This window comes from Blautia sp. HCN-1074 (assembly GCF_037890165.1).
Classification (GTDB): Bacteria; Bacillota; Clostridia; order Lachnospirales; family Lachnospiraceae; genus Blautia_A.
On the sequence record NZ_JBBKBP010000017.1, the window covers coordinates 42,032 to 65,177 of the forward strand.

The 23,146-nt window shown below is 37.7% G+C and carries 19 protein-coding genes, 1 tRNA gene and 4 pseudogenes; 23 read left to right on the forward strand and 1 reads right to left on the reverse strand.

Features of this window, described 5'->3' with window-relative positions; translation table 11 throughout:
• Nucleotides 1–1,485 (forward strand): GldG family protein, encoded by a 1,485-nt coding sequence (locus WKT11_RS13635; protein WP_117845302.1) that lies wholly within the window; start codon nt 1–3, stop codon nt 1,483–1,485.
• Nucleotides 1,486–3,138 (forward strand): DUF4340 domain-containing protein, encoded by a 1,653-nt coding sequence (locus WKT11_RS13640; protein ID WP_243009630.1) that lies wholly within the window; start codon nt 1,486–1,488, stop codon nt 3,136–3,138. It abuts the gene before it with no gap.
• Between the two features lie 168 nt (nt 3,139–3,306).
• Here WKT11_RS13640 and WKT11_RS13645 read toward each other — a convergent pair whose 3' ends face one another.
• Nucleotides 3,307–4,260, reverse strand: coding sequence for an alpha/beta fold hydrolase (locus WKT11_RS13645; RefSeq protein WP_117676582.1), 954 nt, complete (start codon nt 4,258–4,260; stop codon nt 3,307–3,309).
• A gap of 473 nt (nt 4,261–4,733) precedes the next feature.
• Between WKT11_RS13645 and WKT11_RS13650 the strand changes: the two genes are divergently transcribed.
• From WKT11_RS13650 to WKT11_RS13750, 21 genes and pseudogenes are all read left to right on the forward strand, one after another.
• On the forward strand, nt 4,734–5,501 hold the full coding sequence (locus tag WKT11_RS13650) for a ParA family protein (protein ID WP_117676583.1): 768 nt from the start codon (nt 4,734–4,736) through the stop codon (nt 5,499–5,501).
• Complete coding sequence (locus tag WKT11_RS13655; RefSeq protein ID WP_117676584.1) at nt 5,501–6,466, forward strand: ParB/RepB/Spo0J family partition protein; 966 nt, start codon at nt 5,501–5,503, stop codon at nt 6,464–6,466. Before WKT11_RS13650 ends, WKT11_RS13655 begins: the two co-directional genes overlap by 1 nt.
• A gap of 13 nt (nt 6,467–6,479) precedes the next feature.
• A complete protein-coding gene (locus tag WKT11_RS13660; protein WP_117676585.1) occupies nt 6,480–7,001 on the forward strand; it encodes a DUF4446 family protein in 522 nt (173 codons plus the stop codon).
• Nucleotides 7,002–7,247: 246 nt separating this feature from the next.
• The gene (serS, locus tag WKT11_RS13665) at nt 7,248–8,537 is read left to right on the forward strand and encodes a serine--tRNA ligase (protein ID WP_117676586.1); all 1,290 of its coding nucleotides are present in this window, start codon (nt 7,248–7,250) and stop codon (nt 8,535–8,537) included.
• 32 nt (nt 8,538–8,569) lie between these two features.
• Complete coding sequence (locus tag WKT11_RS13670; RefSeq protein WP_117676619.1) at nt 8,570–9,445, forward strand: DUF3881 family protein; 876 nt, start codon at nt 8,570–8,572, stop codon at nt 9,443–9,445.
• Nucleotides 9,446–10,200: 755 nt separating this feature from the next.
• Nucleotides 10,201–10,274, forward strand: a tRNA-Arg gene (locus WKT11_RS13675).
• 249 nt (nt 10,275–10,523) lie between these two features.
• Nucleotides 10,524–10,757, forward strand: a pseudogene (locus tag WKT11_RS13680) (ParB/RepB/Spo0J family partition protein); the annotation flags it as partial.
• Between the two features lie 77 nt (nt 10,758–10,834).
• Nucleotides 10,835–11,515 carry a GTP pyrophosphokinase gene (locus WKT11_RS13685; protein WP_055057101.1) on the forward strand — a complete coding sequence of 227 codons (681 nt, stop codon included), beginning with the start codon at nt 10,835–10,837 and terminating at the stop codon, nt 11,513–11,515.
• A gap of 36 nt (nt 11,516–11,551) precedes the next feature.
• Nucleotides 11,552–13,097, forward strand: a pseudogene (locus WKT11_RS13690) (phospholipase D-like domain-containing protein).
• A 189-nt stretch (nt 13,098–13,286) separates the two neighbouring features.
• Nucleotides 13,287–14,720: a phospholipase D family protein gene (locus WKT11_RS13695; protein WP_340284969.1), complete on the forward strand. Its 1,434-nt coding sequence runs from the start codon at nt 13,287–13,289 to the stop codon at nt 14,718–14,720.
• A gap of 24 nt (nt 14,721–14,744) precedes the next feature.
• Complete coding sequence (locus WKT11_RS13700) at nt 14,745–15,416, forward strand: response regulator transcription factor (RefSeq protein WP_117602944.1); 672 nt, start codon at nt 14,745–14,747, stop codon at nt 15,414–15,416.
• Nucleotides 15,416–16,462, forward strand: a complete 1,047-nt coding sequence (locus tag WKT11_RS13705; RefSeq protein WP_117767974.1) for a HAMP domain-containing sensor histidine kinase — start codon at nt 15,416–15,418, stop codon at nt 16,460–16,462. Before WKT11_RS13700 ends, WKT11_RS13705 begins: the two co-directional genes overlap by 1 nt.
• Nucleotides 16,463–16,485: 23 nt before the next feature.
• Nucleotides 16,486–17,550, forward strand: coding sequence for an FUSC family protein (locus tag WKT11_RS13710; protein WP_117676590.1), 1,065 nt, complete (start codon nt 16,486–16,488; stop codon nt 17,548–17,550).
• Entirely contained in the window at nt 17,540–18,112 is a 573-nt protein-coding gene (locus tag WKT11_RS13715; protein ID WP_072522472.1) for a CDP-alcohol phosphatidyltransferase family protein, read from the forward strand. Before WKT11_RS13710 ends, WKT11_RS13715 begins: the two co-directional genes overlap by 11 nt.
• 50 nt (nt 18,113–18,162) lie before the next feature.
• Nucleotides 18,163–19,524 (forward strand): MATE family efflux transporter, encoded by a 1,362-nt coding sequence (locus WKT11_RS13720; protein WP_015541399.1) that lies wholly within the window; start codon nt 18,163–18,165, stop codon nt 19,522–19,524.
• A 178-nt stretch (nt 19,525–19,702) separates the two neighbouring features.
• Nucleotides 19,703–20,242: pseudogene (locus WKT11_RS13725) on the forward strand (ABC transporter permease); the annotation flags it as partial.
• A 98-nt stretch (nt 20,243–20,340) separates the two neighbouring features.
• Nucleotides 20,341–20,860 (forward strand): annotated as a pseudogene (locus tag WKT11_RS13730) (nucleoside phosphorylase).
• 74 nt (nt 20,861–20,934) lie between these two features.
• Nucleotides 20,935–21,600 (forward strand): deoxyribose-phosphate aldolase, encoded by a 666-nt coding sequence (gene deoC / locus WKT11_RS13735; RefSeq protein WP_117676593.1) that lies wholly within the window; start codon nt 20,935–20,937, stop codon nt 21,598–21,600.
• 180 nt (nt 21,601–21,780) lie between these two features.
• Complete coding sequence (gene cdd / locus WKT11_RS13740) at nt 21,781–22,209, forward strand: cytidine deaminase (RefSeq protein WP_117676594.1); 429 nt, start codon at nt 21,781–21,783, stop codon at nt 22,207–22,209.
• 43 nt (nt 22,210–22,252) lie between these two features.
• On the forward strand, nt 22,253–22,534 hold the full coding sequence (locus WKT11_RS13745; RefSeq protein WP_242986809.1) for a hypothetical protein: 282 nt from the start codon (nt 22,253–22,255) through the stop codon (nt 22,532–22,534).
• Between the two features lie 129 nt (nt 22,535–22,663).
• Complete coding sequence (locus WKT11_RS13750; RefSeq protein WP_117676595.1) at nt 22,664–23,146, forward strand: LeuD/DmdB family oxidoreductase small subunit; 483 nt, start codon at nt 22,664–22,666, stop codon at nt 23,144–23,146.

Consider the following 23,146-nt stretch of genomic DNA (forward strand, 5'->3'; position numbering starts at 1 on the left):
ATGAAGCTGAAAGAAAAAATGAAAAACAGTAAACATACGAAGTTTGATAAAAAGAAATTGATTGGAACTGTCAGCAAGAAACATATTAAAAACGGTTCCTATACAATGGTAATGTCAGTAATATTTATTGCAGTTGTAGTTGTGATAAATATGATTGTAAGTGCGATTCCATCCAAATACTCAGAGATCGATATCAGCAGTGAGAAGCTTTACAGTATCGGCGACGATACTAAGGCAATGCTGAAAGATCTGGATAAGGATGTAACGATTTATCAGATTGCACAGAGCGGTTCAGAAGATGAAAATATCACGAATCTTCTTAAGAAATATGAAGATGAATCCAAACATATTAAAGTAGAACAGAAAGACCCGGTAGTAAATCCTAAATTTGTAGCCGAGTATACAAGCGATGATCTTTCTGCAAATAGTCTTATTGTGGTATGCGGAGATCGAAACAAAGTTATTGATTATAACAATATCTATGAAAGTACAATGGATTATCAGACATACAGTTATCAGACAACTGGTTTTGATGGTGAAGGTCAGATCACAAGTGCTATCGGATATGTAACTTCTGAAGATCTTCCGGTTCTTTATACATTGGAAGGACATGGAGAAAAAGAGATGGATTCTTCTATCAAAGAAGACATCGAAAAAGCAAACATGGATATTCAGTCACTGAATCTTCTTACAGAAAGCAGTGTTCCGGATGATGCAGATTGTCTGTTTATTGATTCTCCATCTACAGATATCTCAGAAGATGAAAAAAATGCCATTATAGATTATCTTGAAAGTGGTGGAAAAGCAATGATCTTCTCTGATTATACAACAGAAAATCTGCCAAACTTTGATGCAGTTCTTGAAAATTATGGTGTTCAGAGAGCAGCAGGAATTGTATTTGAGGGTGACAGCCAGCATTATGCAATGCAGATGCCATATTACCTGGTTCCAACTGTAAACAGTACAGATGCAAGTTCTGAGACAGCCTCCGGCGGATATTATGTACTTGCACCATATGCACAGGGAATCAAGAAGATGGATGATGTGAGAGACACTGTAACGATCAACAGTATCTTAACAACTTCTGATCAGGCATACTCAAAGACAGATCTTAACAGTGATACATTAGAGAAAGAAGATGGCGATGAAGAAGGGCCATTTGATCTGGGAGTGAGCATTACAGAAACTCTGGATGATGACAAAGAAACTCAGATCGTTTATTATTCTACTTCTAATCTGATGGAATCACAGGTTAATCAGATGGTATCAGGCGGAAATGAAAAGCTGATCATTGAATCACTGAAATGGATGACTGATACAGAAGACAGCGCAACCGTATCTATTCCGTCAAAGAGCCTGTCTGTATCTTATCTGACACTTACAGATTATGATGCTGCATTCTGGAAAATCTGTACAATCGGACTGATTCCTGGATTCTTCCTGGTTGTAGGTTTAGTAGTCTGGATGAAGAGGAGAAAAGCTTAAATGAAGAATAAAACTGTAAAAATGATTCTTGCAGTTGCAGTTCTTGCAGTTTGCTGTGGGGCATACGCAGGCGTAAAAACCTACGTATCCCACCAGGAACAGAAAGAATCAGAAGCGGAATCCGAAGAAAACACCTCTGTATTTACTGCTTCTGCTGACGACATTAAATCTCTGGATTTCATGGTTGATGATACAGAAACAACATTTGAAAAAAAAGATGATAGCTGGGTAAAAAAAGATGATACAGATTTTCCGGTAAATCAGAGTACTTTGGACAGTGCTGCGTCATCGGTTACTTCCGTAGAGTCAGACAGAGTTCTGGAAGATGTAGATGACCTTGCAGAGTATGGTTTGGATTCTCCGGCAAATACAATTAAGATTGTGACGAAATCAGAGGATGAAGACGGTGATGATACAACAACTACATTATATGTAGGAGATGAGAATTCATCTACAAGCCAGTATTATGTAAGAAAAGATGATGATGAGAAAACAGTTTATCTGGTAGATTCTTCCTGCGTAGAACCATTTACAAAGACATTATATGATTACGCGCAGATGGAAGACTTCCCGGCAATCTCCAGCACAGATACAATCACTAAGATTTCTGTAGACGGAGATAATTCCTATGAATTAAAAAAGGATGCGGATACCAGCGTATGGTCAGTAAGTGCTAATGGAGAAGAGGATAAGGCAGATTCAGCTACAGTAAGTTCTCTGGTATCTTCTTTTGGAAGCATGGCTTATAATTCCATGGCAGATTATAAATGCGAAGATAAGAGCAAGTATGGACTGGATAAACCATATTCGACAATCACCGTAGATTATCAGGAAAAAGTAGAAACTTCGGATGATAACGCAGAAACCTCAGATTCTGAAACACCGGATTCTACAGAAACGACAGAGATGGTAGATAAACAGCTTACAATTCTGGTTGGTAACGAAGCTGATGACAGTAACAGATATGTCATGGTAAATGACAGTAATGAAGTCTACACTATGTCGGAAGAAACACTGTCTGCACTTACGGATAAAACAGAAGAAGATTTCTGGGATATGACAGTAAGTTATGTATCTGTAAACAGCCTTGCAAGCTTAAAAGTAAATTATCAGGGAACAGATTATAAGGTAAATGCTTCACGTGAAACATCAACAGACGAAGACGGAAATGATACAGAAACAGTAACGTATAAACTTGACGGCGCTGATCTGAATGAAACAACATTTACAACATTCTATAATAAACTGATCAACATGGCAGCACAGAAACGCCTTACGGAAAAATATGATCCGGATGGAGATGCAGAACTGACAGTAACATTTACAGAAGAAGACGGAGACACACTGGAAGTTTCCTACTACAGTTATGATACAAACTACTATGCAGCAGTAGTAGATAACAAGGTATATCTTGTAAACAAAATGAATATAAAAGAGTTATTTACAGCATTCGAGTCAGTCGCAGGCGTTGAGAAGGATGAGACTAAAACAGATTCAGATGAAGTGGAATCAGATGAAAAAGCATCAGCAGATGTTGAAACTGATAGTGAAACAGAAACATCCGATAATAGTGATGCAGTAACTGATGATGATTCAAAGTCCGCAAGTGCATCTGATACAACAGATACATCTGAAAGCGATACAGAAGAGTAAGAAAATGTAAATAAAGACCATAGCAATTCCATTATTTTCTGGAATTGCTATAAAAAAGCTTCGATACATAGAAATAAATCTGCGTGTCGAAGCTTTTTGTGTTTGAGAACAACTTTATAGGGTTGCTTTATTGCAGAACGCCTTTTTCAAATATGTTCTAACCTGCCACTAAAAGAAGATTTTAACCTGCTCGAGAAAGTTTTCTGGGTTTTCAACATGAGGAAGATGCTTAGTACCAGTCAGTGTAGAAATTTCTATAGCCGGGTTACAAGAACAATATTCATCTGTGATGGACTTTGCATTTGGTTCTGCTTCTCCCTCAACGATATAAATACTGTTATCTAACGCCTTGACAGCATGATTGATGTTAATATTCATGTATTTGGAAGCCAGGCTGGAGTACAGATATTTCGTATAACATCCGCCCTTATGTGCTGCCTCATAATATGCATCTGTCATCTGAGAATCCACATGAAACGGATTGTAATACATTTTCTCTATAAACAAATTACTTACATTATCACGTGAAACAATCATATGGTAAATCAATGTTCCAAAAATTGGAACCTCCAGAGCAAGTTTTAATAAGTGGTCTTTTCTTGTTGGCATATGCCTTAACTGAGTAAAGCTTGGAGGGTTAACCAGCATGATTTTGTTAAAGAGCTCTTTCTCATTATGACAGGCCATTACAACAAAGGAACTGGAAAATCCACTGGCAATTACATCTGTTTTTTCTCCGATAATTTTCCGGATAAAGTCACAGATCATCTGTACATATACAAAATTGGTATATGTGATGCTGGGTTTATCGGAGCGTCCACAACCTAAAAGATCAACAGTATATACGGTATGGTCAACTGCCAGTTCATCTTCAATTTTGCTCCATTCATATCCAGAAGCTCCTGGTAAAGCATCATGAATTAATAAAATTGGTGAGCCGGTTCCTTTTTTTGTATAGTAAATATTGCCAAAACGCCATTCAAAGTAATTATCATCAGAAATATGAAGCATCTGTTTAAGCTGTGCGGCAGCAGCAACAGTGCGGTTGATCAGATGGACTGTAACAGTTGCACCAGTCATCAGAGCAGCAAATGTAAGAAATTTATGTTTGTTTCTGTTCATTTTCAGCCTCCTTTATTAAGCATAGCAAATGTTTAAAACGTTACTGCATACCTTATTTTAAGGAATATATTTTATGACAAAATAGCATGTGACAGTAACTATAGCAGTTTCGTAAAATACTGCAATTAATTCAGCCCGTCAGAGAGTGAAGTCCTGTGTCAGATATCTTTGTCCTGTGTCAGCACACCTGCAGATATCTTTCTTGTCCTTCACACTCTGCTGAACTGTCTAATTGCATTATTTTCTGGAATTGCTATAAAAGACACTAAACATATATAAAGATATTATACTGCGAGGACATTGATTTTACAAGAAAATCATGAGCCATACAAACTAAACAATTTTTTAAAAAAAATTTATTTGTTTTTTTATGTTTCACGTGAAACATTATGTGGCGGGATTAAAATAAAAGTGTTATAATAAATCTGCAATACGCACAATGACAAATAAAACCTCATAAAGGAGGAATGAAGTTGGGAAGAATTATAGCAGTTGCCAATCAGAAAGGCGGAGTTGGTAAATCAACAACTGCAATTAATCTTTCGGCCTGTCTGGCAGAAAAGGGAAAGAAGGTTCTTACAATTGATATAGACCCACAGGGTAATACAACCAGTGGACTTGGCGTTGACAAGAATTCTGTAGAAAATACATTGTATGAACTTCTCCTTGGAGAAGCCGAGACGAAAGATACGATTATAAAAAATGTTGTCGAAAACGTAGACCTGATTCCATCTAATGTTAATCTTTCCGGTGCAGAAATCGAATTAGTAGGCATCGATAATAAAGAGTTTATATTAAAAGGAATTACAGATAAGCTTCGACGCAAATACGACTACATAATACTTGATTGTCCGCCATCATTAAATATGCTGACAATTAATGCGTTGACTGCAGCGACATCAGTATTAGTGCCTATTCAGTGTGAGTATTATGCATTGGAAGGACTTTCGCAGTTAATCCATACGATTGATCTGGTAAAAGACAGATTAAACAAGCGCCTGAAAATGGAAGGTGTCGTATTCACAATGTATGATGCCAGAACAAATCTGTCTCTGCAGGTTGTGGAGAACGTAAAGGAAAATCTTAATCAGAATATATACAAAACGATTATTCCGAGAAATGTAAGATTAGCAGAGGCACCAAGTTATGGACAGCCGATAACAATTTATGATCCAAAATCAGCGGGAGCAGAGAGCTACAGACTTTTAGCTGAAGAAGTGATCAACAGGGAGGATAATTAATGGCAGGCAGAAAGAACGGTCTTGGCAGAGGTTTAGATGCACTGTTTCCGGAAAAGAAGTCTGCTGTCAAAGAACCTGTAAAAAAAACAACAGCTAAAACAGAAAATAAAACTGTAGCAACTGAAAAAGAAACAACTGGTACGAAGGAAAAAAGCAATACAGCAGAGCATAAAAAAACAGCAATGATAGTAAAAATATCAAGCGTAGAGCCTAATGTAAATCAGCCTCGTAAACAGTTCGATGAAGATGCGTTGTTAGAACTATCTGAGTCCATTAAACAGTATGGAGTTCTCCAACCACTGCTTGTATCCGATAAAAAGGACTATTATGAAATAATTGCAGGAGAAAGACGCTGGAGAGCAGCAAAACTTGCCGGACTCAAAGAAGTTCCTGTAATTGTAAAAGACTTTTCTGAACAGGAATTAGTAGAAATTTCCCTGATTGAGAATATTCAGCGGGAAGATTTAAATCCGGTCGAAGAAGCAATGGCATATAAACGCCTGATTGATGAATTTCACCTTAAACAAGATGAAATCGCAGAGCGTGTAGGCAAAAGCAGAACTGCTGTAACAAATGCTATGAGACTTCTTAAACTCAGTGAAAAAGTGCAGCAGATGTTGATTGATGAGATGATAACTGCCGGACATGCACGTGCAATCCTTGCAATATCAGACAAAGAAAAACAGGAATCTGTTGCGATGAAAGTTTTCGACGAGAAATTAAGCGTTCGAGAGACAGAAGCACTTGTCAAACGTATGCTGGAGCCACCGAAAACAGAGAAAAAGAGTAAATTCAGCTCTGCGGAAGATGCAATCTACGAGAGTCTGGAAGAAAAAATGAAGAGTATCATGGGCACCAGAGTACAGATCCACCGAAAGAAAAATGACAAAGGTAAAATTGAAATTGAGTATTATTCCAAGGATGAATTGGAGAGAATCATAGATCTCTTTGAATCCATTGGTTAGGAGTGACAGTAATATGAGTGGCATTTTTGAAAGTCTTGGAATTGATTCCGGGATCATCATTATTATACTACTGATTCTTACTATCTTCCTGCTGGTAAGGAATATCAGTATGAATATGCGTCTGAGTCGTCTGGAACGAAAATATAAGACGTTTATGAAAGGCTCGGATGCACAGTCTCTGGAGAAAGTATTTGTAAGAAAATTCGCTCAGATAGATAAACTGTATGATGCGAAAGAAGAACATGATCATGATCTCCTTTTTATTAAAAAGAATCTTGATAAGATGTTCAATAAGTATGGTGTAGAGAAATATGATGCATTTGATGATGTAGGCGGCAAATTAAGTTTTGCATTGGCCTTGCTGGATAAGGAAAATACGGGCCTTATTTTAAATGCAGTGCATAGCCGTGACAATTGCTTTTTGTATATGAAAGAAATTGTAAAAGGCGAATCTTATGTTATGCTTAGCCAGGAAGAAGTGGAAGCACTTCGAAAAGCTGTTAATTTCGGCCTGGATAATCTCGAACAGGACTGATTAAAAACAGAAAAGAAAGAGCATACTTAAAGATAAAATAAAAAACAGTGTTACTGGATACGAAGTAAACAGTAACAAAATAGTAACTGTATGACAGCAATATATCCGCCAGGCGGCTGCCAGAATACATAAAAGAATAGTAACTGCCTGGTAATTTGCCAAAAAGCAGATCAATGAATAGTTACAAAATATTTTATGTTACTGTGAATGATGTAAACAGTAACTATTTTATTCAGGAGGAACAAGATGTTAGACATTAAATTTGTGAGAGAAAACCCGGAAGTTGTAAAACAGAACATCCGCAATAAATTCCAGGATAATAAACTGGAATTAGTGGATAAAGTGCTGGAACTGGACAAAGAAAACAGAGAAATCAAACAGGAAGTAGAGGCTCTTCGCGCTGAGAGAAATAAAATTTCCAAACAGATTGGTGCTCTGATGGGACAGGGAAAGAAAGAAGAAGCAGAAGAAGTCAAGAAACAGGTAGCTGCTTCCGGAACACGTATTGAAGAACTTTCTGCAAGAGAAAAAGAAGTAGAAGAAGAACTTCTCAAAAATATGATGGTAATCCCGAATATCATTGATCCGTCTGTACCGATTGGCAAAGATGACAGTGAAAATGTAGAAATTGAGAAATTCGGTGAGCCAGTTATTCCGGATTATGAGATTCCATATCATACAGATATTATGGAAAGCTTTGACGGAATTGATCTTGACAGTGCAAGACGTGTTGCAGGAAATGGTTTCTACTACCTGATGGGGGATATTGCAAGACTTCACTCTGCAGTAATCTCTTATGCGCGTGATTTCATGATTAACAGAGGATTTACTTACTGTGTACCTCCTTTCATGATCAGAAGCAACGTTGTAACAGGTGTTATGAGCTTCGCAGAAATGGATGCTATGATGTACAAGATCGAAGGCGAAGATTTATATCTGATCGGTACAAGTGAACATTCCATGATCGGTAAATTCATCGACCAGATTATTCCGGAAGAGGAACTTCCAAAAACTCTTACAAGTTATTCTCCATGTTTCCGTAAGGAAAAAGGTGCTCATGGACTTGAAGAGAGAGGCGTTTACCGTATCCATCAGTTCGAAAAACAGGAAATGATCGTTGTCTGCAAACCGGAAGAAAGTCCAATGTGGTTTGATAAATTATGGCAGAATACAGTAGATCTGTTCCGCTCTCTTGACATTCCGGTTCGTACACTTGAGTGTTGTTCCGGTGACCTTGCAGATCTGAAGGTAAAATCTCTTGACGTAGAAGCATGGTCCCCACGTCAGAAGAAATATTTCGAAGTAGGAAGCTGCTCTAACCTTGGAGATGCACAGGCACGTCGTCTGAAGATTCGTGTAAACGGTAAAGACGGCAAATATCTTGCACATACATTAAATAATACAGTTGTTGCACCGCCTAGAATGCTTATTGCATTCCTGGAGAACAACCTGAATGCAGACGGATCTGTAAGCATTCCGAAAGCTCTGCAGCCATATATGGGCGGCATGACAAAGATTGAGAAAAAGCACGCTTAATGGAGAGTGAGCTTTTTCAGGGAGGTGTTCTTATGCACAGTTATCTGAGAGCAGTTGGTTTTTCCAAGATCACCAAAAGAAGCAGTATCAGGCAGATCATTACGGATGTGGTTGAAAATTATGATGATAAAACAATAGTAAAGGATCATCCGGAAGGTGTATTTGCTGAGTTTTCCAAGGATTATGGATGCGATTGTGGAATCACTGTCTGTGGACAGTATGATGAAAACAACGTATTTTATCCGGACTATTATTTTCCTTTCTTTCGCGGAACAGGTATTACGACACAGGAGAATGTCATAATAGAGAGACATACAGAAAAAGAGTCTTTTGCCGGTGCCTGTGACGATCTGAGAATAGGAGTTACTTTAATTTTTTATCTTCAGAATGCCGCTGAGTATATGAAAGAAAAATACAAAAGCGGTATGCTTCCTGATGGCCAGCCCTTAACCCTTTCCGGACTGGCCAGGGAAGGAAAAATTCTTTTTCCGGTGGAGAAAGATAAAGAGGCTGTAAAAGCTGAACGGGAACTGACAAAAAACAGAAACCATTTGATTGCGGCAGCCCGCAACGGAGACGAAGAGGCAATGGAAAGCCTCACAATGGAGGATATGGATACATATTCTATGATTTCACAGAGAATTGTCACTGATGATATTCTTTCCATTGTAGATTCGTATTTCATGCCATATGGTATTGAATGTGACCAGTACAGCGTCATGGGGGAGATTATTGATTATATGACTTTTGAAAATATCATTACAGGAGAGAAAATTTGTCAGATTACTATAGAATGTAATGATATGCAGTTTGACGTTTGTATCAACCGGGAAGATCTTCTGGGAGAACTCAAGATCGGCCGCCGATTTAAAGGAATCATCTGGCTTCAGGGTCAGTTACATTATTAAATAAGTGGGAGATATTTAACCAGTTAGTGATGGAATATAAGTATGAAAAACTGGTATGAATATCAGATAAAATATTATGTTTCACGTGAAACATAACAACGATAGTTTAACCGAAACTGCGAAGCAGTTATTTGGTGTAGAGCCACGTAGCGGAAGTGGATTGCGGATATCCGATTGATACAAATCAATTGTGGATGAGAAAATATCCACTTCATAACATATTTGATGAAAACATTTGAATTTTGGGTAAGATTCTAGTTACTGTTCACACGCCACTATCCCGCGAGGTGTTTTGGCATGAGAATGCCAAAATCCCGAGACATACCGCGCGAATTTATGCGAATAGCATAAATTCTGTGCATCGCGAAGCGTGTTACTGAGAACGGAGTGAACAGTAACAGATTCTAAATGTGTACGAAAAGAATATGAAAGATTCTCTTGTAATTCGAATAAAAATATAGTAAAATTACGATTGTGAGTCAAGTGTCCTCGTAGCTCAGCTGGATAGAGCACTCGCCTCCTAAGAGAAAGCCGAGGCATTCCCCAAAGGGAAAAATGAAAAACAACTTTCAGTTCGAATCTATTCTGAATAATGCCAAAGGTGACAACAAAGCATTCCCCAATTTGGGGAACGTTCTAATGTGACCAAAGTAAAAAAATCTGTAGATTGACAACTCGAAAAAGAGTTGATAATCTTATATATGGCCGAAGGGGAAAATCCCAGAAACCCAGTAAAATCAGGGTTTGCGGCATGTGTCGTCATAGCTCAGCTGGATAGAGCACTCGCCTCCTAAGCGAGGGGTCGGAGGTTCAAATCCTCTTGGCGACGGGCTTCAAAGCGTTCGAAAATGTTAGCTGGATTAGCTGACAGCGAACGCTTTTCTTATTTTCTAATCACGTTCGTGACATGAAATTCCATTCAAAATGATCCATTTCCAGCTAACATTTGGGTTCCGCTCTGTTATCACCCCTTATTTGGGGATGTAAATAAGAGAAAAGGCGGGAAAAGAAGCAATCTCTCCGAAACCTGCAAACATAAATTAGCTGAAACAGTATTCAATTCTATTAGCTACAGCTAATGGTCAAACGGCAATGTCTGTTTGGAACTTTACTTACAACAAAAGTTCCAGGCAGGCATTTTTTATATCCTGAATCCTGGAGGAAAGGAGTCAAGATGACTGAGACAAACAGACAATTAGGAGAAAAAGAAGAAAGAATCATAGAAATTGAGATTGAACGTCTCCGCCCTTTTAAGGAGCATCCGTTTCAGGTGAAAGATGATAAGGAAATGTTTCTTCTGCAGGAAAGCATTATCCTGTAATTCAAGGAGAACAAATCAATTATCAAAATAAATAGTATTTATAAATAAGAAGTAGGAAGGAAATTACCATGACAAAGGAAGAAGTAGAAAAACTCTGGATGGATAATCCGGAATCAATGCAGTTTTTAAAGAATGCTACAAAGTTTTATAATTTAATGATGATGTATCGTTGTGCTATCCGGGAAATTCAAACCAAACTTGAGGTTTTAGATGATGAATTTTCAGTTGAGAACAATCGAAATCCTATTTCATTTATAAAGACAAGAATTAAGAAACCCAATAGTATTTATAATAAACTGCAGAAAATGGGACATGATTTTACAACAGAGAATATACAAACATATCTAAATGATGTAGCAGGTGTTCGAATAGTTTGTGCATTTATTGATGATATTTATATGATATCTGATTTGATCACACAACAAGATGATATCAAAGTTATTGAAGTAAAGGATTATATAAAAAATCCCAAACCAAATGGCTATCGAAGCTATCACATGATTGTTGAGATTCCTGTATTTTTTGCTAAGGGTAAAACACCTATGCGTGTAGAACTCCAAATCCGAACTAATGGGATGGATTTCTGGGCAACGTTGGAACATCAGCTTCGTTATAAAAAAGGCATTGAAGAAATGCCTGGATATGAAGAGATCAGTGAAGAATTACTTCATTCTGCAAGAGTTGTCATTGAAGCAGATAATGAAATGCAGAGAATAAAAGACAAAATTGGTATGTTCCACGAAATTTAAGCAGAAATTTGATTGAGTAGAAAGGTTGGAATATATATGAAACAAGATACTTTAGAAGGAAAAGCGAAAACAAAAAACGGAGTAAAACGATTGTGTTTTCCATAATCTGCATTCTTCTAGAAGTAGTTTTTATTATTACTATTGTAACACGCTTAAATGAATATGCAGAAATCATAAATCTATTTACAAGGATTTTAAGTGGAATTTTAGTTTTGAGATTGTATGCATCAGATAAGACATCTTCCATGAAAATGCCTTGGGTTATATTAATTTTAATTTTCCCAATTATGGGTGTAGGCCTATATTTATTGATTGGTTTGAATGGTGGCACACATAAAATGCGTGAGCGATATGCAGAAATTGATAGCAAATTGTTACCAATGCTTTCCGATAATCAGGAGTGTTTAAGCAGAATAAACGAAACGATTCCGAAGGCAGGAAATATTGCAAGTTATATACAAAGAAATTTGCAGTATCCAATCTATCAGAATACGGATGTGATGTATTTCGATGAAGCAGTAAGGGGATTAGAGACCCAGCTTGAAGATCTTGCAAAGGCACAGAAGTTTATCTTCATGGAGTATCATGCTATAGAAGATGCAGAGGCGTGGCATAAGATCCAAAAGATTCTGGAAGAACGAGTAAAAGTTGGAGTGGAAGTACGCATATTGGTTCTATAGGATTTATTAATACTGATTTTGTAAAAAAAATGGAGTGCGTAGGAATTCATTGCCGTGTATTCAATCCGTTTGTACCAGGTTTAAATTTGTTCTTGAACAATCGTGATCATAGAAAAATAACGGTTATTGACGGGAAAGTTGGGTTTACCGGTGGATACAACCTCGCAAATGAATATTTTAATTATACACATCCTTATGGACAATGGAAAGATACAGGTATTCGTTTAGAAGGAGATGCTGTTCAGTCACTCACAGTGACATTTTTGGAAATGTGGAATGCGGTTAGTGATAAAGATGCGAATGATCCTGATTTTGGTAAATATATTTTTCATTATGATTACAAGGCGCAGCAAACGGGGTTTATTCAGCCTTATGCAGACAGTCCTATGGATAATGAACAGGTTGGAGAAGAAGTTTATATTAGTATGATAAATAAAGCTGAAAAATACTGTTGGTTCATGACTCCATATCTGATTATAACAGACGAAATGACACATGCGTTATGTTTGGCTGCTAAGCGAGGAGTGGATGTCAGAATTATTACACCGGGTATTCCAGACAAAAAATTTATTTATAATATCACTCGTTCTTTTTATCATGGATTGGTTAAACATGGTGTGCGTGTTTATGAATGGACTCCTGGTTTCTGCCATGCAAAAATGAGTGTGGTGGATGACTGTATGGCAACTTGTAGAATAATTAATCTGGATTATCGAAGTTTATACCATCATTTTGAAAATGGATGTTTTATGATAGATTGTCAGTCTGTTTTAGATATAAAGAGTGATTTGATAAAAACCATGGGTGAATGTCGTGATGTGACAGAACAATATTGTACCGGACGCAGTGCATATTTACGATTAGGACAATTATTTATGAGATTATTTGCTGGATTGCTATAAGAATCTGATGTAACGATCTCTCAAAAAACAGTTAATTTAAAAGTCGACTGTTTTTGAGAGGTTGTTTTGTTATATCGAATGATTTGTACAGAATTTCCGTTTAGGTGAAAAAAATAAATTTTGTTGAGGTTGAATTGAGATTGACATTGTATTATATAAGCATAGAAAAAAGGAATCAGGTGATATACAATGAAAAAGCATAAAATATGTAAAATTCTTCTTGTTATACTGGCAGTTCTTCTGTTTATGGCTTGTTATGAATTACTTGGAATCTGCATTGCATATAAAAAACAGCCAGAAATGTCCGAAAAAACCGTAAAAGAAATACATAATGAGTCGTGGAACGAATGCAGTGAGAATCCAGAACGGGCAGTGATCATAGAAAAGAATTCGGAAGCTCTTTTACAAAGAGTGCGATTGATTAAGAATGCAAAAGAGGAAATTATTCTTTCTACGTTTGCATTCAAATCCGATGAAAGTGGGAAATTGATCTTAGGAGCTCTTCGTGATGCGGCAGACAGAGGTGTACATGTTCGCTTGCTGGTAGATGGAATGGAGAGTTGGATTGATATGGAAGGTAATCCGTATTTTTATGGATTATCTTCCCATGAGAATGTTGAAATCAAATTATACAATAAGGCCAATCCGTTGAAACCATGGAAAATGATGGGAAGAATGCATGATAAATATTTGATTGCAGATGGTAAGAACTATATTCTTGGAGGAAGAAATACATATAATTATTTCCTGGGCGATTTTCCAGGACACAAGAACTATGACAGAGATGTGTTGGTTATTTGCGATGAACCAAGGAAAGAAAATTCAGTCAACCAGTTGTTAGATTATTTTGAAATGATATGGGAACAAGAAGATAGTGGCTATTTTCATAATGATAAGAAACTTGCAAATAGAAAATCTGTAAAGAAGGCAGTATTAGAACTGCAGGAAGGATATCAGCAATATTTTAATGAAAACAAGGGAATGATTTTCGATACGGATTATACAGACGAAACGTTTGAGACAGAAAAGATTGCATTGGTATCAAATCCTATTCACACAGCTTCCAAGGAACCAGTAGTCTGGTATCAGCTGGGAGAATTGATGAAAAGTGCGAAGAATCGTGTAAAGATTCATACACCATATATTATCTGTAATGATATGATGTACAATACATGGGAGGAGATTGCAGAGAATGTTCCAAATTTTTCAATCATGACAAATTCGGTTGCAAATAATGGCAATCCATTCGGGTCTGCTGATTATGCAAAAAATAGAAATAAGATTTTAAATACAGGAATTGACATCTGGGAATATGAAGGCGGTTATTCTTACCATGGAAAAAGTATCCTGATCGATGATGATATATCTGTGATTGGTTCCTTTAACATGGATATGAGAAGTACGTATCTGGATACGGAACTGATGCTTGTAATACGTAGCAAAGAAATCAATAAACAGTTGGAAGAAGGAATGATGGAATATGAAAAAGTATCCCGACAGGCATTAGAAGATGGCACGTATCATGATCCGTATCATGTAAAACCGATTGAATTAACAAAAAAACGTCAGAGAAATGTGTTTTTGGTACAGCATCTGCTTGGATGGGCAAGATATCTGTTTTAATAGATAACAGGGAGGAAGGAAAACGTGTTTCAGATATTAATTGTAGAAGATGATAAAGAATTAAGCCAGCTATTTCAGAAAGTGCTCGAGAAGAATGGTTATCAGGTTAAAAGTGCACCGGATGGAGCTCAGGCATTAGAAGTATTGGATAAGGAATATATTGATCTGATTATTTCCGATATCATGATGCCGGTTATGGATGGTTATGAGCTGGTGTCGGAACTTCGTTCAGCAGGATACCAGATACCGGTACTTATGATCACTGCAAAAGGAAACTTTGATGACATGCGCCAGGGATTTCTTTCTGGAAGTGATGATTATATGGTAAAACCGGTAAATGTGAATGAAATGGTTTTAAGAGTAGGCGCATTGCTCCGTCGTGCACAGATCCTGAATGAACATAAAATTGTGATTGGTTCAACAGAGTTTGATTATGATGCAATGACCGTTACAACGGATAAAGAAAGCCTTGTTTTACCGAAAAAAGAATTTCTGCTTTTATATAAGCTGGCAGCTTCGCCGGGAAGAACATTTACAAAACAGCAGTTAATGGATGAAGTTTGGGGATATGAGACAGAGGCAGACCCACATACGATAGAGGTGCATATAGGAAGAATTAGGGAGCGTTTTAAAGATAACCCAAATTTCGAAATTGTAACCATGCGCGGAATTGGATATAAGGTGGTGAAAAAATAATGAATCAGAAGAAAGAAAAAAGATTGAAGATTCGGTCCTGTCTGACTGGTGCAATCTGGCTGTCTCTCGTATTTTCAACAGTGATATCTGCTTTATTATTTGCATTTTTAAATCATTTCTTTAAGCTACCGGGGAGTATACCTGTGCTTGGCTGGCTTTTGATTTTTAATACACTGATCGCAGGGCTCATTACTTCTTTTATTAATGCAAAGTTACTGGAGCCAATTACCAGACTCAGTAAAGCAATGAAGGAAGTTTCTCAAGGAGATTTTGAACAGCATTTGGAAACGAACAGTCGTATAGCAGAGGTTGGTGAATCCTACCAAAGTTTCAACGTGATGACAAAAGAGCTTCGTGCAACAGAAGTGCTGCAGATGGATTTCGTATCTAATGTTTCTCATGAGTTTAAGACCCCTATCAATGCCATTGAAGGTTATACAATGCTTCTTCAGGGAGAAGAATTATCGCAGGAGCAAGAGGGATATGTAGAAAAAATCTTATTTAACACGAAGAGGCTTTCTGGGTTGGTTGGAAATATTTTGTTGTTGTCTAAATTGGAGAATCAGAATATACCAATGAAAAAAACGAAATATCGACTGGATGAACAGATTCGTCAGGCATTTCTTTCTTTGGAATCAAAATGGACAGAAAAAGAAATTGGCTTCCAGGTAGAATTGGAGGAAGTCAAATATACTGGAAATGAAGGACTTCTTATGCATATCTGGATGAATCTTTTAGATAATGCAATCAAGTTTAGTCCGGCAAAGGGAACAATTACGATGTTTCTGAAACAGGAAAAGAATTCTGTGAAGTTCATTGTGGAGGATGAAGGACCAGGAATCGAGGAAGATGTAAAGACTAGAATATTCGACAAGTTTTATCAGGTAGATGGTTCTCATAAGGCAGAAGGAAACGGTCTTGGTCTTGCACTTGTAAAGCGGATTGTAGATAGTGCGGGAGGAACGATCAAAGCAGAAAACCGGGAATATGGCGGATGTAGATTTGTTGTAGAACTTCCGATACAGACAAATGAGAATATAATATAAAAGTAGAAGATGGGAGGATTTATATGACATTTTATCAGGAATTACAGTTAAATCAGGCAGGATCGAAAAACCTGTTGAAAAAGAGTGAAACCACGAAAGAAAAAATGTATCATATACTGGTATATCTGATTAAGATAGCTGTTACAATGGTTTTTTGTTTTTTATTTGTTACTGTTTTCAGCATCCTGTTTGGAAATGAAAACAGTATTGTTGGTGTGGTAGTTTTATTATGTCTTATGGTATTTCGAAATGCGGATTTGGGAATCCACACTGGACAATCTACGATGCTTTTGGCTATGTTCTTTGTAATAATGGTCGTATGTCCGCATCTTGCAAATCAGCTTTCACCGGTACTGGGAATGCTGTTAAATATTGCTGCACTGGCAGTGTTGATATTTTTTGGATGTCATAATCCATTCATGTTTAACCAATCTACATTGGTTCTTGGCTATCTGCTATTATATGGATATGATGTTACAGGAACAAGCTATCAGATGCGATTGGCCGGAATGATTTTAGGCGCAGTTCTTACCTGTTTTGTATTTTATCGAAATCATAAAAATAGAACTTTTAAAAGAAATTTGAAAGATCTAATCCAGGAATTTGATATCACTTCATCGAGAACAAAATGGCAGTTATGCCAGATTATATGTGTACCAATTGTCCTTTGCATTGCAGAACTTTGCAATATGCCACGTGCAATGTGGGCAGGTATTGCAGCTATGTCAGCAATTTTGCCGTTTGTGGAAGACATGCAATACAGAGTCCGTAAAAGGATTGTCGGAAATATTGTAGGTGTTATATGCTTCACCGTATTATATTTTCTGCTTCCATCATCCATCTATGCTTATATAGGAATTCTTGGTGGAATTGGTGTAGGATTTTCAGCGCAATACGGCTGGCAGGCTGTATTTAATACCTTTGGCGCTCTCGCAATTGCTGCGGAAAGTTATGGATTAAAAGGAGCAGTTAGTCTTAGAGTGATTCAGAATGTTTTTGGTGTTGTATTTGCATTGGCATTTTGTGCAGTATTTTATTGGTTTATGTCGAAACAAAAGGAAAGTGATGTGACCGTACATGCAGAGTGAAGGAAGTCAGAAAGAAAATTTGAATAGAATTATTACAGTACCCAATTTGCTTTCTTTTTTTCGGTTTTGTCTGATTCCAGTAATTATATGGAGTTATTGTGTAAAGGAAAATCCTTTGTTAGCAGGAGAAATCTTATTGCTATCCGGTCTTACGGATCTCGCTGATGGATATATTGCAAGAAGATTTCATATGATTAGCAATCTAGGAAAGATTCTCGATCCGGTTGCCGATAAGCTGACACAGGCAGCAATGTTGATTTGCTCGTTTACTCGCTTTCCACATATGCTCCCATTGATCGTTATAATGGCAGTTAAGGAACTTTATATGGCGGTTAGTGGATGCCTTGTGATACGAAAAACAGGAAAAGTGCATGGTGCAGATTGGCATGGAAAAATAGTAACCTTTTTATTATATGGAACTGTGGCTGTGCATATTATATGGTTCCACATTACACCAATGGTGTCAGATCTGTTAATTGGTTTGTGTGCTATAATGATGGTTGTATCAGTTGTTTTGTACATTATCAAGAATACCAGAACACTTAGGGGAGAGACTGCATAAGCAATTTGATTATATTGAGATGACTAGATAATATTTAGGAGGACACAGACATGAACAGTAAGTCAAACGCACAAGCTATGGAAACAGAAAAAATACCACGTCTTTTGGCCCAGCTTGCAATACCGGCTGTTGTGGCTCAAATCATCAACCTTTTATATAATATTGTTGACCGTATTTATATCGGACATATTCCAGGTGTCGGTGCCGCAGCATTAACAGGTGTTGGATTGTTTACGCCAATTCTCATGCTGATCAATGCCTTCGCCATGCTGGCAGGATCCGGAGGTGCACCGCGTGCAGCGATTTCTATGGGAAAGAAAGATAATAAGACAGCTGAAAAGATTCTTGGAAATTGTTTTGCAATCCTCATGCTTATGGCCGCAGCTTTGACGGTGATATTCTTTACTTTTGCGCCACAGTTACTCACGATGTTTGGTGCTAGCGATAAGACACTTCCTTATGGCGTGGATTATGCAAGGATTTATATTCTTGGAAGTATTTTTGTTTTGATCGTGATGGGAATGAATCCATTTATTACGACACAGGGATTTGCGAAGATCAGCATGATGACAACAGTGATTGGTGCTGTAATCAATATCATTCTTGATCCGATTTTTATCTTCGTATTTCATCTTGGAGTAAAGGGAGCTGCACTCGCAACTGTTTTGAGTCAGGCTGTAGGGGCAATATGGATCCTTCGTTTCTTGTCAGGAAAGAAGACGATTCTGCATCTTAAAAAAGAAAACTTTAAACTGCAAAAAGAAATCATCTTACCATGCCTTGCTCTTGGTATATCTACATTTGTCATGTTATCTACGGAAAGTATTTTGTCTATCAGTTTTACTTCCAGTTTGTCAAGATATGGCGGAGATCTCGCAGTAGGGGCTATGACAATTATTACCAGTGTTAGCCAGCTTGCAACATTACCATTACAGGGAATTTGTCAGGGTGGACAGCCAATCATGAGCTATAACTATGGTGCAGGAAATAGAAATCGAGTAAAAAAAGCATTTTTTACTCAATTTACAGTTTGTACAATTTTTACGGGATGCTTCTGGTTGATTATGCTTCTATTTCCGAAGATGTTTGCAGGTATTTTTTCGAATAATACAGAATTAATCACGTATACGGCATGGGCGTTAAGAATTTACATGGCAGGTATTTTTTCTCTTGGATTCCAAGTTGCTTGTCAGCAGAGTTTCATGGCATTGGGCCAGGCAAAAGTTAGTTTATTACTTGCCTGCTTAAGAAAATTGATTCTGTTGATTCCGTTGATTTTTATCCTGCCGCATTTTATCCAGAATAAAGTATTTGCGGTATTTTTGGCTGAGCCAATCAGTGATATTTTGGCAGCGATAATAACAACTTCAACGTTCTTTAGTCGGTTTAATAAAATTTTAGATAGAAAATAAAGCATTATAAAAAGATCCTGTTCAAACTATGCTATAAAGAACAGGATCTTTGTGTATTTATTTTGCCAGGAAATTATTCTGTATCTCCATTGGCATATGATAAGCCTGGCCTCGTTTTGTTAGGCTGTATAGTTTAAGCGTTTGTTCTTCTACAGTTGCGTACAAAGAAGCAAAAAAAGCATTTCTTGTAAACATTGGGAAGTTCGAATTTAGCTGGTTTATGCTTTTGGCATTGCTGATTCTTGTCGCATCATATATCATATTATATAAGACCAAGTTTGGTCTCCGTCTTATGGCATGTGGTGAGCATCCGCAGGCAGCAGACTCCGTAGGAATTAACGTTTACAAAATGCGATATGCAGGTGTTTTGATTTCTGGAGCATTGGGCGGACTTGGCGGACTGGTTTATATTACAGCCGGTGTCGGTGAATGGAAATTTGAGAATGGTGTTGCGGGATTTGGATTCCTTGCACTTGCAGTTATGATCTTTGGTCAGTGGAAACCGGTGAATATCGGACTTGCAGCACTTCTGTTTGGTCTGTTCCGTGCACTTTCAAATGTTTATACAGGATTTGACGTACTGGTAGCATTAAAGCTTCCAAGTACCTTATACAATATGTTCCCGTATATTATTTCTCTGATTGTTCTTGTATTTGCGTCAAAGAATTCCAGAGCACCGAAAGCAGAGGGTATCCCGTACGATAAAGGACAGAGATAAAGCCGTGTTTGGGTTAAAAGACAATAAGAATTATCTCATCACAGGATAGAAAATTACTGAACAGTTACGAAAAAACTTTAGTAAAGGATGGAAAGACCATGAAAAATTATTCAGAAGACGCAAGCAGACAGTATCATATTCAGGTGGCAAAAGGCGAAGTATGACGTTATGTGATCCTGCCGGGAGATCCCAAAAGATGTGCCAAAATTGCACAGTATTTTGATGATCCGGTGCTGATTGCGGATAACCGGGAATATGTTACATACACAGGAACACTCGACGGTGTAAAGGTAAGCGTAACATCAACAGGAATTGGTGGGCCATCCGCATCCATAGCAATGGAAGAACTGTACCGTTGCGGTGCAGATACATTTGTGAGAATTGGTACATGCGGAGGAATGCAGCCGGAAGTAAAGAGTGGTGATGTAGTGATTGCCACAGGTGCAGTCCGTATGGAAGGAACTACCAGAGAATATGCACCAATTGAATATCCTGCGGTAGCAAATCAGGAGAGAGAAGCTTGGTCTGGAGAGTACGGTAGTTCACGACACAGATATGGCTATTCGTGTAGCTGTAGAGGCCATAAGAAGAATGATTAAAGAAGATCAGGCTAAATAGCAGCTGGTGAGTATGAATGAATAATCGCAACGAGCGGAACCGGCAGTGACAGAAAGAAAAGAGGATAAGTAAAAATGGAAATTAAAGAAATCTTAAAACATGTAGATCATACATTACTTCTTCAACCATCCACATGGGAAGAAATTAAGCAGATTTGTGATGATGCAATGAAATATGGAACCGCATCTGTATGTATTCCTCCATGTTATGTAAAAGAAGCAGCAGAATACATGAACGGAAAAATGGCAGTATGCACAGTTATTGGCTTCCCAAATGGAAATACAACAACAGCAACGAAAGAATTTGAGACCAAAGATGCCATTGCAAACGGTGCATCGGAAATTGATATGGTAATTAACATCGGATGGTTAAAAGATAAGAAATATGATCTGATTGAGAACGAGATCAGAACTCTCAAAGCAGCATGCGGAGAAAAAATTCTCAAAGTTATCATTGAAACCTGCTTTCTCACTACAGAAGAGAAAATCAAAATGTGTGAGATCGTAACAGCGGCGGGAGCTGATTATATCAAAACGTCAACAGGATTTGGCGGTGGCGGAGCAACATTTGAAGACATCGAACTGTTTTCCAAACACGTTGGACCAAATGTAAAAATGAAAGCAGCAGGTGGTATTTCTTCTCTGGATGATGCTGAGAAATTTCTTTCTCTGGGTGCAGACAGACTGGGAACGAGCAGAATCATTAAGATTGTAAAGAATGAAGAAGCAACTGGTTATTGATTTAACCGAATCAAGTAAGTCCCCTGCGGAGGTTGCGAAGAGCAATAAACTGCGAAGCAGTTATTCGGTGTAAAGCCACGTAGCGGAAGCGGATTGCGAATATCCGATTGACATAATAATTACGCAAGGTAAGTATTTGATAATGAAAAATAAAGACGGTAATTAACGGGGGTGTAGATTATGCAGAACTTAGACAAAACGATGATTGATAAATTAATCGGGACAGCAATTGAACAGTTGAAATTTTCTTATGCACCATATTCCAATTTTAAAGTTGGCGCAGCACTGCTTGCGAAGAATGGAGAAATCTATACAGGGTGTAATATTGAAAATGCAGCATACACACCTACTAACTGCGCTGAGAGAACTGCGTTCTTTAAGGCTGTAAGCGAGGGGATAAAGGAATTTGATGTGATTTGCATTGTTGGCGGAAAAGGCGGTGTTTTGACCGAATACGCGGCTCCATGCGGTGTGTGCCGACAGGTAATGATGGAATTTTGTAACCCGGAGACATTTAAGATTGTTTTGGCAGTGGATAAGGAACATTATGATATTTATACCCTGAAAGAGCTGCTGCCACTGGGATTCGGTCCAATGAACCTGGCATAAAGCCTTTTTCCAAACACTTACTAAAGTATATACGAAATACGAAATGGAGAAACATCATGACTCAGGAACAACTGATCGCATTACCCAAGATAGAATTACACTGCCATCTGGATGGGTCAGTCGTGAATTTATAGAAAAGCGTCTGGAAAGAGAAGTACACCAGGAGGAACTGAGCGTATCAGATGACTGTACCAGTCTTGCACAATATCTGGAAAAATTCACATTGCCGGGACAATGCATTATGGATGAAAAAGGGCTGGAAGAAGCCGGATATGATGTGTTGAGAGGCATGAGCAGAGAAAAATGCAAAGGCCATTTTTTGTAAAAGACATTTTCAATCATTAGTCTTTTGTGCTAAAATAGGAAAAGAGTTTATCTGAATAAATCGCTAAAGCAAGATAAATGATAAAGACAAATCATAAAGATAAATGATACAGAAAGGAAAATGATTTTTATGGAAACAGGGACAATTTTCAAATTTCATAATGATCTGGATACAGACCAGATCATAGCATCACAGTATCTGCTACTTCCGAATCTGGATGAGATGAAAGGACATGCTTTTGAATCATTGGATCCGGATTTCTCAAAGAAAGTAAAATCTGGTGATTTTGTAGTAGGTGGAGAGAACTTTGGATGTGGTTCATCCAGAGAGCAGGCGCCTGGTGTATTAAAAGCATTGGGAGTACAGGCAGTTGTAGCGAAATCTTTTGCACGAATTTTTTACAGAAATTCAATCAATATTGGTTTGCCGGTAATTGTTTGTAAAGATCTTCCGGACGAAGTGAAAACAGGTGATCAGATGATTCTTCATATGTCAGAGGGAACGGTTGAAGCAAATGGAAAAACTTATTCTTGCACAAAACTTCCGGAGTATATGCAGAATATCTTAAATCAGGGCGGTCTGATCGCATCTCTGAATAAGGAGGAAAAATAA